This window comes from Nitrobacter sp., from assembly GCF_051535235.1.
Classification (GTDB): domain Bacteria; phylum Pseudomonadota; class Alphaproteobacteria; order Rhizobiales; family Xanthobacteraceae; genus Nitrobacter.
Map to the genome: position 1 here is coordinate 262,985 of NZ_JBPPLZ010000001.1, position 12,938 is coordinate 275,922.

Annotated in this window: 12 protein-coding genes; all 12 read left to right on the top strand. The window is 64.7% G+C overall.

The genetic code is table 11. The features are described from left to right. Positions 1–11: 11 nt before the first annotated feature. The 12 genes from ybeY to truB all read left to right on the top strand — a co-directional run bounded on the left by ybeY (position 12) and on the right by truB (position 12,937). Positions 12–521, top strand: a complete 510-nt coding sequence (gene ybeY, locus ACS3WA_RS01345) for an rRNA maturation RNase YbeY (RefSeq protein ID WP_438276770.1) — start codon at positions 12–14, stop codon at positions 519–521. Next, positions 522–1,646, top strand: a complete 1,125-nt coding sequence (locus ACS3WA_RS01350; protein ID WP_438276771.1) for a hemolysin family protein — start codon at positions 522–524, stop codon at positions 1,644–1,646. Next, entirely contained in the window at positions 1,643–3,241 is a 1,599-nt protein-coding gene (lnt, locus tag ACS3WA_RS01355) for an apolipoprotein N-acyltransferase (protein WP_438276772.1), read from the top strand. The genes ACS3WA_RS01350 and lnt overlap by 4 nt, the downstream gene beginning before the upstream one ends. Before the next feature lie 203 nt (positions 3,242–3,444). Next, positions 3,445–3,864 carry a helix-turn-helix domain-containing protein gene (locus ACS3WA_RS01360; protein ID WP_438276773.1) on the top strand — a complete coding sequence of 140 codons (420 nt, stop codon included), beginning with the start codon at positions 3,445–3,447 and terminating at the stop codon, positions 3,862–3,864. 39 nt (positions 3,865–3,903) lie between these two features. After that, positions 3,904–4,674, top strand: coding sequence for a tRNA (guanosine(46)-N7)-methyltransferase TrmB (trmB, locus tag ACS3WA_RS01365; protein WP_438276774.1), 771 nt, complete (start codon positions 3,904–3,906; stop codon positions 4,672–4,674). Between the two features lie 321 nt (positions 4,675–4,995). Further along, the gene (gene rimP, locus ACS3WA_RS01370; protein ID WP_438276775.1) at positions 4,996–5,775 is read left to right on the top strand and encodes a ribosome maturation factor RimP; all 780 of its coding nucleotides are present in this window, start codon (positions 4,996–4,998) and stop codon (positions 5,773–5,775) included. A 3-nt stretch (positions 5,776–5,778) separates the two neighbouring features. Continuing rightward, positions 5,779–7,386 carry a transcription termination factor NusA gene (gene nusA / locus ACS3WA_RS01375; protein WP_438276776.1) on the top strand — a complete coding sequence of 536 codons (1,608 nt, stop codon included), beginning with the start codon at positions 5,779–5,781 and terminating at the stop codon, positions 7,384–7,386. An 84-nt stretch (positions 7,387–7,470) separates the two neighbouring features. Then, positions 7,471–8,136, top strand: coding sequence for an RNA-binding protein (locus tag ACS3WA_RS01380; RefSeq protein ID WP_438276777.1), 666 nt, complete (start codon positions 7,471–7,473; stop codon positions 8,134–8,136). Positions 8,137–8,208: 72 nt separating this feature from the next. Then, complete coding sequence (infB, locus tag ACS3WA_RS01385) at positions 8,209–10,812, top strand: translation initiation factor IF-2 (RefSeq protein WP_438276778.1); 2,604 nt, start codon at positions 8,209–8,211, stop codon at positions 10,810–10,812. A 175-nt stretch (positions 10,813–10,987) separates the two neighbouring features. Next, positions 10,988–11,455, top strand: a complete 468-nt coding sequence (locus ACS3WA_RS01390; protein WP_438276779.1) for a hypothetical protein — start codon at positions 10,988–10,990, stop codon at positions 11,453–11,455. After that, on the top strand, positions 11,439–11,855 hold the full coding sequence (rbfA, locus tag ACS3WA_RS01395; RefSeq protein ID WP_438276780.1) for a 30S ribosome-binding factor RbfA: 417 nt from the start codon (positions 11,439–11,441) through the stop codon (positions 11,853–11,855). Before ACS3WA_RS01390 ends, rbfA begins: the two co-directional genes overlap by 17 nt. Before the next feature lie 5 nt (positions 11,856–11,860). Then, complete coding sequence (gene truB / locus ACS3WA_RS01400) at positions 11,861–12,937, top strand: tRNA pseudouridine(55) synthase TruB (protein WP_438276781.1); 1,077 nt, start codon at positions 11,861–11,863, stop codon at positions 12,935–12,937. Position 12,938 lies beyond the last annotated feature (1 nt).

A 12,938-nucleotide genomic window follows, 5' to 3' on the forward strand; every position in this document is an offset into this window, starting at 1 on the left:
AAAGACATACGATGACCCTCTCCGCTTCGCCCGCAACCGAAATTCTGGTCGTCGCCGAATGCTGGCGCGCCGAGACGGATGCCGAAGCGATCATTCTGCGCGCCGTCGAGGCTGCCGCCGAAATCGCCGATACTGCGACCGGCGATGCCGAACTCGCGATCATGCTGACCGACGACGCCGGCATCCGCACGCTCAATGCCAACTGGCGCGGCATCGACAAGCCGACCAATGTCCTGTCGTTCCCGGCGTTGCAGCCGACCGGCCCGTCTTTACCCGGCGATCCGCCGCGCATGCTCGGCGACATCGCGATCGCCTATGAGACCACCCGCCGCGAAGCCGACGACGAAGGCAAGGCCTTCGATCACCACCTGAGCCATCTCGCGATCCATGGCTTTCTGCATCTGATCGGTTACGACCACGAAACCGATGAAGAGGCCGGGGAGATGGAAAGCCTCGAGCGCGAAATTCTGGCGCGGCTCGGCATACCCGACCCCTATGCGCCGCAAGAACGGATGACCTGAGTGCCTTCCGAGGACGAATCCAGCGACAGCAGGCCGCCGCAGGACAACCGCAACCTGCCGGTGACGGTGCACAACGGCGAGATCCTGCGCCCGGTCTCCGAACGCTGGCTGATGCGGGCGATCCGCTCGCTGTTCGGATGGAAAGCGGGATCGGTCCGCGCCGATCTGCAGGTGGTGCTCGACGCCTCGACCTCCGACGAGACCAGCTTCACCGCCGTCGAGCGCACCATGCTGCGCAATATCCTCGGCCTGCACGAACGTCGCATCGCCGATGTCATGGTTCATCGCGCCGATATCGTCGCGGTCAAGCGCGATATCCCGCTCGGCGAGTTGATCAACGTGTTCGAAAGCGCGGCGCATTCCCGTCTCGTCGTCTACGACGAAAACCTCGACGATCCCGAAGGCATCGTTCATATCCGCGACCTGCTCGCGTTCATGGCGGTTCGGGCACGCACCGGACTGCCGTCCAACGCGAAACGCAAGAAAACCCCGCCGGCCGGTCTCGACCTGCGCGCCGTCGATCTGGCGCTGCCGTTGAACGAAGCCAACATCATTCGCAAGCTGCTCTACGTGCCGCCCTCGATGCCCGCGATCGATCTGCTGGCGCAGATGCAGGCGACGCGCATCCATCTGGCGCTCGTGGTCGACGAATATGGCGGAACCGACGGCCTGGTGTCGATCGAGGACATTGTCGAGCAGATCGTCGGCGAAATCGACGACGAGCACGACGGCGACGAGCCGCCCTCGATCGTGCAACAGGCTGACAATTCCTTTATCGCCGATGCGCGCGCCAGCCTCGAGGACGTCCGCGCCATGATCGGCAACGCCTTCGAAACCGGCGAAGCGGGCGAGGACGTCGACACGCTCGGCGGCTTTCTCGTCACCCATGTCGGCCGACTGCCGGTGCGGGGCGAGGTCATTTCGGGACCCGGTCCCTTCGAGATCGAAGTGCTCGACGCCGATCCGCGCCGCGTCAAGCGGCTGCGGATCGGGCTGCGCAAGGAACGGCCTGCCGTCCGCCCGCGCGACGGGCGGCGGCGCGAGGCTGCGCCGGATGCGGGATCGCAGATGCAAGGTGACCCGGCCTCTCCCTCACCGCCGGGCGATGGAGGCGAAACCTCGTGAGCATTGCAGCCAGCATCCGCACCGCCGGGCTTCCCGTCACCCTGTCATGGGGCTGGAAACGCGCCGTCATCGCGCTTCTCGCCGGCGCCGCGTCCTCGCTTGCGATGGAGCCGTTCAACGCCTGGCCGGTGTTGTTCGTCACCTTTTCGCTAGCGACCTGGCTGATCGACGGCGCTGGCGCCGGTCGCCTCAAGGGCGTGCCGGCCGCGGCGCTCTCGGGATGGCTGTTCGGCCTCGGCTATTTCGTTCCGGGACTGTACTGGATCGGCAACGCCTTTCTGGTCGACGCGAAGACCTTCGCATGGCTGATGCCGTTCGCCGTCCTTGGCCTGCCGGCCTATCTCGCGCTCTTCACCTCGCTCGGCTTCGCGCTGGCGCGCTGGATCTGGACCCGCGACGCCTCGCGCATTCTCGCGCTCGCCGCAGCGCTCACGATCAGCGAATGGCTGCGCGGACATGCGCTGACCGGATTTCCGTGGAATGCATTCGGTTACGCGCTGACGGAGCCTTTGGCGCTGGCGCAAACCGCGTCGCTGATCGGATTGTGGGGCCTGACGTTCCTGAGTGTTGCGATCTTTGCGAGCCCCGCCGTGCTGATCGACGGAAGCAGCCGAAGGCCATGGATCGCTCCGGCGACCGCCGCCGTTCTGCTCCTCGCCATGGGCGTCTACGGCGCGATCAGGCTGTCGCGCCATCCGACCGAGTTTGTCGACCACGTCAAGCTGCGCATCATGCAGCCCAATCTGGAGCAGGATGCGCGGTTCAATTATTCCGCCAAGGCGGCGGTGATGCAGAAATATCTGACGCTCTCCGACCGCGCCACCGGGCCGCACTCGGCCGGCGTCAGCGGAGCCTCCATCCTGATCTGGCCGGAATCGGCGTTCCCGTTCTTTCTCGCCCGCGAAGCCGACGCCATGGCCCAGATCGCCGATCTCCTGCCGAAGGGCACGATCCTGATCACCGGCGCGGTGCGCGCGCCCGACCTGCCGCCGGGGGTCCGCATCACCCGGGCCTACAACTCGATCTATGTCATCGACGACGACGGCAGCATCCTGTCGATTTACGACAAGCTCCACCTGGTGCCGTTCGGCGAATTCCTGCCGTTCCAGGGGCTGATGGAAAAGCTCGGCTTCGTCCAACTCACTAAGGTCCAGGGCGGCTTCATTCCGGGCACGGCACGGCGAACCATCGAACTTCCGAACGCGCCGAGCGTGCTGCCGCTGATCTGCTATGAGGCGATCTTTCCCGGCGACATCGAATCCCGCGGCGGCCGGCCCGGCTGGATCGTCAACCTCACCAATGACGGCTGGTTCGGAATCAGCACGGGCCCCTATCAGCACCTTCAGCAAGCGAGGCTGCGGGCGATCGAGGAAGGGCTTCCGCTGGTCCGGGCGGCGAACACCGGTATTTCGGTGGTGACGGACCCGGTAGGACGGATTGTCGCACGGCTCGATCTCGGCGTCGAAGGCGTGCTGGATTCCCGCCTGCCCGCCGCGATTCCGCCCCCGCCTTACGCCCGCGCCGGCGACGTTCCGGCCGCAATCATGGTGGCTATCGGGCTTGCATTGGCGATTCGACGGCGTCGCAAACCCTGACGGCGGCAACGCGCGTCCTGCAGCCGTTCATCCGCACGATCGACATAATTTGTGTAACAATTTGCACGACTGGTATAATGCGACGGATGGAACCGTCCTAAATTAAACGCAGATTTTTATCACGTGATCCAGTTAAGTTTGACGATAATAGTAATCGGAAGCGTATCCCCGGGGATCGCGACCTCATTGAGGAGATCTACGAGATGTCGACCAAGGCGCCCAATCCTGTTGACAGGCATGTCGGCAGCCGTGTGCGCATGCGCCGTATCATGCTCGGCATGAGTCAGGAGAAGCTCGGCGAGGCTTTGGGGCTGACATTCCAGCAGATTCAGAAGTACGAGAAAGGCACCAACCGCGTCGGCGCAAGCCGCATCCAGCAGATTTCCGAAATCCTGCAGGTCCCTGTCTCGTTTCTGTTCGAAGGCAGTCCGGGCACGGGCGTCGCCAGGGTCGAGGGTCTGAGCGAGGCGCCGTCTCCCGCCTATGTCTCGGATTTTCTCGCAACCTCCGAAGGTCTCGCGCTGACCCGCGCATTCACGCGGATCACCGACGCGAAACTCCGCCGCAGCATTGTCGACATGGTCGAACAGATCGCGGCGCGCGAAATGCCGGACCGTCGCTAGGCGGACAGGCCATTGCACCGCCTTCACCAGACGTCGCAAATGACGGCCGCTCCCGATCCGCGCGACCGTCATCCGTCGGCCGACGACGCATCATCGCTCCAGCACGAAACGGCCCGCGTTTCCGGGCAAGGCTCGTTCTTCGGACGCCGCAAGGGGCACAGGCTGCGCCCGCACCAGAGCGATCTGATCGCGCATCTGCTGCCGCGCCTCACTATCGCTCCCGGGGAGCGCAGCCCCTCCGATCCCGTCGCGTTGTTCGACATGCCCGTGGAGGAATTGCGCGCCGAGATCGGATTCGGCGGCGGCGAGCATCTCGTCGCCGAGGCACTGGCGTTTCCGCACACCGGCTTCATCGGCTGCGAACCCTACGTCAACGGCATGGCCAAGATCCTCACGCAGATCGAGGCGCACGACATCGACAACATCCGCCTGTTCGCCGGCGACGCATCGGAATTGCTGGAATGGCTGCCGCGCGCATCGCTGGCGCGGATCGATCTGATCCATCCCGATCCGTGGCCGAAGCGGCGGCACTGGAAACGCCGTTTCGTTCAGGACGCAACCATCGCGGAGATGGCGCGCGTGCTTCGGCCGGGCGGTGAATTCCGCTTCGTCAGCGACATCGCCGACTACTGCGCATGGACGCTGTCGCACTTCGCCCGCTCGCCGGATTTCCTCTGGCTCGCCGAACGCGCCGACGACTGGCGCAACCCCTGGCCTGATTACACCATGACGCGCTACGGCCGCAAAGCGACGCGCGAAGGCCGCCGCGCCGCGTATCTGCGTTTCCGGCGCGAAAGCAACGCTGCATAGGCTTGTTGTTTTTCAGGCCGGCAGCCCTTTTGCTGAAAATTCACCATTCGCTGCCCGGTCAAAAGCCGGACCCTGCGGCGAGGCGATGAAATCGGCCCTCGCGCCTCACCCGGGCCTTGCCGGGGAGTTCGAAAACGGCTATATTCATCGAAACTTTCTCATACGATCGCGTATCGAGAGTGGGCCCCTCCGGACCCGCTCTTTTTTATTTCTGAACGGACCTGATGCGCCGCGGCAGGTTCCTTTCAGGCGTGCAACTGCCGAACCGGACCGTGGTCCGGGAGAGCCCGTGACCGCCGGACTTAACCTTTGACGCTGGATATGACCGACCCCGTTGCCCGGATTCTGGATCACGACCTGCTGGACGAGCCGCGTCTTGTGGTCGAGCCCGGTGTCGCTGCACGGGTCTCGTCGGTGGTCGCCCCGGTCCTGCAAGGCATGGGATACCGCCTTGTCCGCATCAAGGTGTCGGGCGAAGCCGGATGCACCGTGCAGATCATGGCCGAGCGACCGGACGGATCGATGCAGATCGAGGATTGCGAGGCGATCTCGAAGGCGCTGTCGCCGGTGCTCGATATCGCCGATCCGATCGACAAGGCCTACCGGCTGGAAATCTCTTCGCCCGGCATCGACCGGCCGCTGGTGCGCCGGTCCGACTTCGAACGTTACGCCGGTCACCTCGCAAAGATTGAGATGGCGGTCGCGCATCAGGGTCGCAAGCGGTTTCGCGGCACCCTTCGGGGCGTCGAGGACAACGCGGTGCGCCTGCATCGGGACGATGTCCAGAACGACGGCGACAGCGAGGTCCTTCTGGTCATGGAGGATATCGCCGACGCCCGCCTGGTGTTGACCGACGAACTGATTGCCGAATCGATGCGGCGGGGCAAGATCGCGGAACGCGAGATGAAACGGAATCTCGGCATCCTGCCTCCGCCTCCGTCACATGCAAAAAACGATACGGCCGGAAGCAAGGCGCCGAAACCGAAACTCAGGGGCAAGGCGAAGGTCCCCGCAAGGACGCCGCCGAAAAACACCAAGCAACACCGCCTGGCCGCAGAAAGACTGCGGCGCGGCGACATCGATCCCATCGAAGGAGAATAAGTCATGGCCGCTGTCAGCGCCAACAAGCTCGAACTGCTGCAGATCGCGGACGCGGTCGCGCGGGAAAAGACCATCGACCGCGGCATCGTGATCGCCGCGATGGAGGACGCCATCGCCAAGGCGGCGCGGGCGCGCTATGGCAGCGAGACCGACGTTCATGCGGAAATTCACCCCAAGACCGGTCAGCTCCAGCTCACCCGCCACATGCTGGTGGTCGATCAGGTCGAGAACGCCGCCAACCAGATCTCGCTGAAGGACGCCCAGAGAGCCAACCCCGGCGCACAGATCGGCGACACCATCGCCGACACGCTGCCGCCGCTGGAATATGGCCGCATTGCCGCGCAGTCCGCCAAACAGGTCATCGTGCAGAAGGTGCGCGAGGCCGAGCGCGACCGACAATATCAGGAGTTCAAGGACCGCATCGGCGACATCGTCAACGGCATCGTCAAGCGTGTCGAATATGGCAGCGTGATCGTCGACCTCGGCCGCGGCGAGGCCGTCGTGCGACGCGACGAGATGCTGCCGCGCGAGGTGTTCCGCAACGGCGACCGCGTCCGCGCCTATATCTTCGACGTGCGTCGCGAAACCCGCGGTCCGCAGATCTTTCTGTCGCGCACCCATCCGCAGTTCATGGTAAAGCTGTTCGCGCAGGAAGTGCCGGAAATCTACGACGGCATCGTCGAGATCAAGGCGGTTGCGCGCGATCCCGGTTCTCGCGCCAAGATCGGCGTGGTGTCGCGCGATTCCTCGGTGGATCCGGTCGGCGCCTGCGTCGGCATGCGCGGCTCGCGCGTTCAGGCGGTCGTCAACGAGTTGCAGGGCGAGAAGATCGACATCATCCCGTGGTCGCCGGACATCGCGACCTTCGTCGTCAACGCGCTGGCGCCGGCGGAAGTTGCGAAGGTCGTCATCGACGAGGACCGCGAGCGGATCGAGGTCGTCGTCCCCGATACCAACAATCAGTTGTCGCTGGCGATCGGACGGCGCGGACAGAACGTGCGCCTCGCATCGCAACTGACCGGCTGGGACATCGACATCCTGACCGAGCAGGAGGAATCGGAGCGGCGCCAGGCCGACTTCGAGAACGCGACCCGCATGTTCATGGAGGCGCTCAACGTCGACGAGGTCGTCGGCCAGTTGCTGGCGTCGGAAGGATTTACCTCGGTGGAGGAGCTGACGCTGGTTGATCCGCGCGAACTCGCCGTCATCGAGGGATTCGACGACGAGACAGCGAGCGAGTTGCAGAGCCGCGCCCGCGAATATCTGGAGCAGCTCGAGGCAGAACTGGAAAACAGGCGCAAGGAGCTTGGCGTGGACGATGCCTTGAAGACAGTGCCCGGCGTGACGTCGAAGATGCTGGTGAAACTCGGCGAGAACGAGGTGAAGAGCATCGAGGATCTGGCCGGCTGCGCCACCGACGATCTGGTCGGATGGATCGAGCGCAAGGACGGCGAGGCGGTCAAGCACGCGGGCTATTTCGACGGCATCGAGCTTTCGCGCGAGGACGCCGAGAGCATGATTATGCAGGCGCGTCTGATGGCCGGCTGGATCACCGAAGCAGACCTTGCGAAACCGGCGGAGGCCGAAGCCGCCGAAGATCAACCGGCTTGAACAGAGTTCGGCTTTGTCGCCCGGAATAACGCGCAAGACAACGCCAAGGACAGCAACGTCAAAGACAGGGAGAATGCTCCGGACATGCTCGCCATCGCCGACCCGGCAGATCTCGACGGCGGACCGCGGACCAACAGGTCCGCGACGACGCGCATGTGCGCGGTCACCCGTCAGGTGCGCCCGATCGGCGAATTGATCCGGTTCGTGGTGGCGCCCTCGGGCGAGGTTGTCGCCGACCTGAAACGGAAGCTTCCTGGCCGGGGCCTCTGGATTTCGGCGTCTCATGCCGCGGTTGCGGAAGCGGTCCGCCGTCACCAGTTTAGCCGGGGCTTCAAACGGGAGGTCCGCGCCTCGGCATCCCTGGCCGACGAGACCGGGCAAGCGCTGGTCCGCAGTGCGATCGAGGCGCTGGCCATGGTCGCCAAGGCCGGGCAGGTCGTCGCCGGATTTGCCAAGGTGGAGGAGGCGCTCCTTCGGCATCAGGCGACAGCCCTGCTCCACGCCGCCGACGGCGCCGCCGACGGAATCCGGAAATTGGACGCTATGGTTAGGAAAACAGCCGCGGATTCCGGCGAAACCCGGGAAATCCCGGTGATGACCGCGCTGGCATCGGCAGAATTGGATTTGGCACTGGGCCGGTCAAATGTGATACATGCAGCCCTGCTTGCCGGTCCGGCGAGCGGGACGTTCCTGTCGCGCAGCCAGCTCCTGGTCCGATACCGGGATGGCGGACAGCGGCAAGGCAGCTGAACAGGCTGGAATTTTCTAACGCAGCGAGAACCTGTACGACCGCGTACGGCGCAACAAGATTGGGACTGCTGAATGGTTGATACGAAAAATCCTGGCGACAAGACTCTGAGCGTCAGCCCGAGCAAGACCTTGACGCTCAAGCCGCGCGTCGAGCAGGGCACGGTGCGCCAGAGCTTCAGCCACGGCCGTACCAAACAGGTGGTGGTCGAGAAACGCGGCAAGCGCCGGCTCGGCGGCGATGCTCCGGCGGGAGAGCCCGCGAGTGTAGCGGAACCGGCCAGGGCGCCCGTCGCCAAAACCCCGCCGGCGCGGACGGCGCCGCCCGCCGCTCCCCGTGCGAGTTCGGGCGTGGTGCTACGGACCTTGACCGAGGACGAGCGCAGCGCGCGCGCCAGCGCGCTGGCCGAGGCCAAGGTCCGCGCCGAGGAAGAGCGCCGGCTTGCCGAAGCCGAAGCGGCGCGCCGCAACAGCAAGGAAGGCATCGAGCAGGCCGAGCGCGAGGCCGCCGAGGCCCGCCGCAAGGCCGAGGAAGAACGTCACCGCCAGGAAGAGGAAGCCAAACGCAAGGCCGAGCTTGAGGCCAAGCGCCGGTTCGGCGAGACCGAGACCAAGGCCGCCCCGGCGACGACGACCACGCGCGCAGCGCCTCCGGCGCGCCCGGCCGCAGTCGCCGCCGACGGAAGCGACGAGGACGAGGCTCCCCGCATGGTCCGCCGTCCCGGCGGCGGACCCGCACGTCCCGTTGTCGCGCCGAAGCCCGCCGCCAAGCTCGGGCCGCAGAAACAGCGCGGCCGCCTCACCGTGGTCACCGCGCTCAATGCCGACGACGTGCGCGAGCGCTCGATCGCCTCGTTCCGCCGACGAACCCAGCGCCTGAAAGGCCACGCCTCGAACGAGGCGAAGGAAAAACTGGTTCGCGAGGTCATCGTGCCGGAAGCGATCACCATCCAGGAACTTGCCAACCGCATGGCCGAGCGCGCGGTGGACGTGATCCGGATGCTGATGAAGCAGGGCGCGATGCACAAGATCACCGACGTGATCGATGCCGATACCGCGCAGTTGATCGCCGAGGAACTGGGCCACACCGTCAAGCGCGTCGCCGCGAGCGACGTCGAGGAAGGCCTGTTCGACGTGGCGGACAATTCCACCGACACCGAGCCGCGCTCTCCGGTGGTCACCGTGATGGGTCACGTCGACCACGGCAAGACTTCGCTGCTCGATGCGTTACGTCATGCCAACGTCGTGTCGGGCGAAGCCGGCGGCATCACCCAGCATATCGGCGCCTATCAGGTCACTTCGCCGGAGAGCGGCAAGAAGATCACCTTCATCGACACCCCGGGCCATGCGGCATTCACCGCGATGCGCGCGCGTGGCGCCAAGGTCACCGACATCGTCATCCTGGTGGTCGCCGCCGATGATGGCGTGATGCCGCAGACCATCGAGGCGATCAATCACGCCAAGGCCGCCAAGGTCCCGATGATCATCGCGATCAACAAGATCGACAAGCCCGACGCAAGGCCGGAGCGCGTGCGCACCGAACTGCTGCAGCACGAGGTGCAGGTCGAATCGATGGGCGGGCAGGTGGTCGACGTCGAGGTTTCCGCCAAGAACAAGACCAACCTCGACAAGCTGCTCGAAATGATCGCCCTTCAGGCCGAACTGCTCGATCTGAAAACCAACGCATCGCGTCCTGCCGAAGGCACCGTGATCGAAGCCAAGCTCGATCGCGGCCGCGGTCCCGTGGCCACCGTGCTGGTCCAGCGCGGCACGTTGCGGGTCGGCGACATCATCGTGGCCGGCGCCGAAATGGGCCGCGTCCGCGCGCTGATCTCCGATCAGGGCGAGACGGTCGACGAGGCCGGCCCGTCGGTGCCGGTCGAGGTGCTCGGTTTCAACGGTCCGCCGGAAGCCGGCGACCGACTGGCCGTGGTCGAGAACGAAGCCCGCGCCCGTCAGGTCACGAGCTATCGCGCCCACCAGAAGCGCGAAAACGCCGCCGCCAGCGCCTCCGGCATGCGCGGTTCGCTCGAGCAGATGATGTCGCAGCTCAAGACCGCCGGCCGCAAGGATTTCCCGCTGATCATCAAGGCCGACGTGCAGGGCTCGCTGGAAGCCATCCTCGGCTCGCTGGAAAAGCTCGGCACCGAGGAAGTCGCCGCGCGCATCCTGCATGCGGGTGTCGGCGGCATCAGCGAATCCGACGTCACGCTGGCGGAAGGCTTCAACGCCGCCATCATCGGCTTCTCGGTCCGCGCCAACAAGGAGGCCGCCGCCGCCGCCAAGCGCAACGGCATCGAGATCCGCTACTACAACATCATCTACGACCTGGTGGACGACGTGAAGAAGGCGATGAGCGGCCTGCTCGCGCCGACGCTGCGTGAAACCATGCTGGGCAATGCGCAGATCCTGGAGGTGTTCAACATCTCCAAGGTCGGCAAGGTGGCGGGCTGCCGGGTCACCGACGGCACCGTGGAGCGCGGAGCCCATGTCCGCCTGATCCGCGACAATGTCGTGGTGCACGAAGGCAAGCTCTCGACCTTGAAGCGATTCAAGGACGAAGTGAAGGAAGTCCAGTCTGGGCAGGAATGCGGCATGGCGTTCGAGAACTACCATGACATGCGCGTCGGCGACGTCATCGAGTGCTATCGCGTGGAAACGATCCAGCGTTCGCTGTGAGTTCGAATCTCACGAGAATGCTGCGTTAGTTGGAATACGGCGTCATGGCCGGACGAAAGCGCGAAGCGCGTCTTCGCATCAAGGTCCGGCCGTCCACGTCTCAATTCAGATGCTGAGAGAAAGACTTGGATGCCCGCGACATGTACGGGCATGACGACTGTTTGAAAGATCTTCCATGCCCCGCCATCATCAACCCGCGAAACATCCCGGCGGCTCGCAACGTCAACTGCGCGTCGGCCTCGCGACTCTTGTGTCTGCGTTGGCTGTAACGTCGCCTGCGTCGGCCGAGGTTTGCGACAAGGCTATCGGCGACAGCTGGAGGGCGGCTAACGGTCCGGTTTGGCTTCTCAATCCACAGGGATTTTCGTTTTGCGCCATAATACTCATCAGCGCGTTGCTCGTCATCTTCGTCACGAGAAAACCCATACTGGCTTACGTTGCGTCGGGACTTGCGCTGCTATACGGCGCGGTCATCCTCGCCAGCGATGTGGTCCTGCAACATGACCTCTATCTCTCAGAGCTTCGTGAAGGATGCCGTTCAGTAAGAACCGATCTTGCCGATGTCGCCATTCTCGCGGCGTTCGTCATTGTCTGCGCGAGCTTGGGGCTTCGGTTCCGGAGACACAATGCAAAAACGATCTAATAACAGAGCGGCGCCCGCCGGCGGCTCGCAACGTCAACTGCGCGTCGCCGAGACCGTGCGCCACGCGATCGCCGACATTCTCACCCAGGGCCTCGTTCATGATCCCGTGCTCGAAGGGCATCTCGTCACCGTGCCCGAGGTCCGCATGTCCGCCGACCTCAAGCTCGCGACGATCTACGTGATGCCGCTCGGCGGGCGCGACACGGCTGACGTGATCGAGGCGCTCGACCGCAACAGGAAATTCCTGCGCGGCGAAATCGCGCGGCGCGTTAACCTGAAATTCGCACCTGACATCCGCTTTCGCGCCGACGAACGATTCGACGAAGCGGAACGTATCGAGAAATTATTGCGAACACCTGCGGTGCAGAGAGACCTCGCACCGGATTCGGACGAAAGCTGACGACCATGACCACGCCTGATGCCGCCCTCGATTCGAAAATCAGCGAATCGGACGGCGCCGAGAAAAATAAATCTGCAGCCGAAAACGCCTTTCTCGACGCGCCCCGGAAGAGACAGAACAACCAGCCGCGCCGCGACCGCCGCGACGTTCACGGCTGGGTCGTCCTCGACAAGCCCGTCGGCATGACCTCGACCCATGCGGTGGCGGTCGTGAAGCGGCTGTTCAACGCCAAGCGCGCCGGCCATGCCGGCACGCTGGACCCGCTGGCCTCGGGCGGCCTGCCGATCGCGCTCGGCGAAGCCACCAAGACCGTGCCTTTCGTCATGGACGGCCGCAAACGCTACCGCTTCACGGTGCAATGGGGCGAGGAGCGCGATACCGACGACACCGAAGGCCGGGTCACGCAGACCAGCGAGGGCCGTCCCGATGCGGACGCGGTACGGGCGCTGCTGCCGCGCTTCACCGGCGTGATCGAGCAGATCCCGCCGCAGTATTCCGCGATCAAGATCCAGGGCGAACGGGCCTACGACCTCGCCCGCGACGGCGAGACCGTCGCCCTGCAGCCGCGACAGGTCGAAATCCACCAGTTCGATCTCGTGGAACATACCGGCGACGGCCGCTCCGTGTTCGAGGCGGAATGCGGAAAAGGAACCTATGTGCGGGCGCTGGCCCGCGATATCGGGCGGATTCTCGGCTGTTACGGCCATATCTGCGCGCTGCGGCGCACGGTCGTCGGCCCGTTCGACGAGGCCGACATGATTCCGCTGGAAGAACTGGAGGCTTTGTGCGATAGAGCCGCATCCGGCGAGGGAAACCTCGCCGATGCGCTATTGCCCGTTGAGACCGCGCTGGACGACATCCCGGCACTGGCCGTCACTCGGGCTGATGCGGCAAGGCTCCATCGGGGCCAGGCCGTCTTGTTGCGCGGACGGGATGCGCCCCAGAGTAGCGGCACAGTCTATGTCACGGTGGCGGGCCGCTTGTTGGCCCTTGCCGAACTGGGACATGGCGAACTCATCCCCAAGCGCGTCTTTAACCTGACCGGGCTGACAGCCAGTTCCGGCCGCAACGAAAGAGGCTGAC

Bases quoted from the DNA above. Each gene is read 5' to 3' on its own strand.
- ybeY (WP_438276770.1), top strand. From the start codon at position 12: ATGACCCTCTCCGCTTCGCCCGCAACCGAAATTCTGGTCGTCGCCGAA.
- ACS3WA_RS01360 (WP_438276773.1), top strand. From the start codon at position 3,445: ATGTCGACCAAGGCGCCCAATCCTGTTGACAGGCATGTCGGCAGCCGT.
- trmB (WP_438276774.1), top strand. From the start codon at position 3,904: ATGACGGCCGCTCCCGATCCGCGCGACCGTCATCCGTCGGCCGACGAC.
- rimP (WP_438276775.1), top strand. From the start codon at position 4,996: ATGACCGACCCCGTTGCCCGGATTCTGGATCACGACCTGCTGGACGAG.
- nusA (WP_438276776.1), top strand. From the start codon at position 5,779: ATGGCCGCTGTCAGCGCCAACAAGCTCGAACTGCTGCAGATCGCGGAC.
- ACS3WA_RS01380 (WP_438276777.1), top strand. From the start codon at position 7,471: ATGCTCGCCATCGCCGACCCGGCAGATCTCGACGGCGGACCGCGGACC.
- infB (WP_438276778.1), top strand. From the start codon at position 8,209: ATGGTTGATACGAAAAATCCTGGCGACAAGACTCTGAGCGTCAGCCCG.
- ACS3WA_RS01390 (WP_438276779.1), top strand. From the start codon at position 10,988: ATGCCCCGCCATCATCAACCCGCGAAACATCCCGGCGGCTCGCAACGT.
- rbfA (WP_438276780.1), top strand. From the start codon at position 11,439: ATGCAAAAACGATCTAATAACAGAGCGGCGCCCGCCGGCGGCTCGCAA.
- truB (WP_438276781.1), top strand. From the start codon at position 11,861: ATGACCACGCCTGATGCCGCCCTCGATTCGAAAATCAGCGAATCGGAC.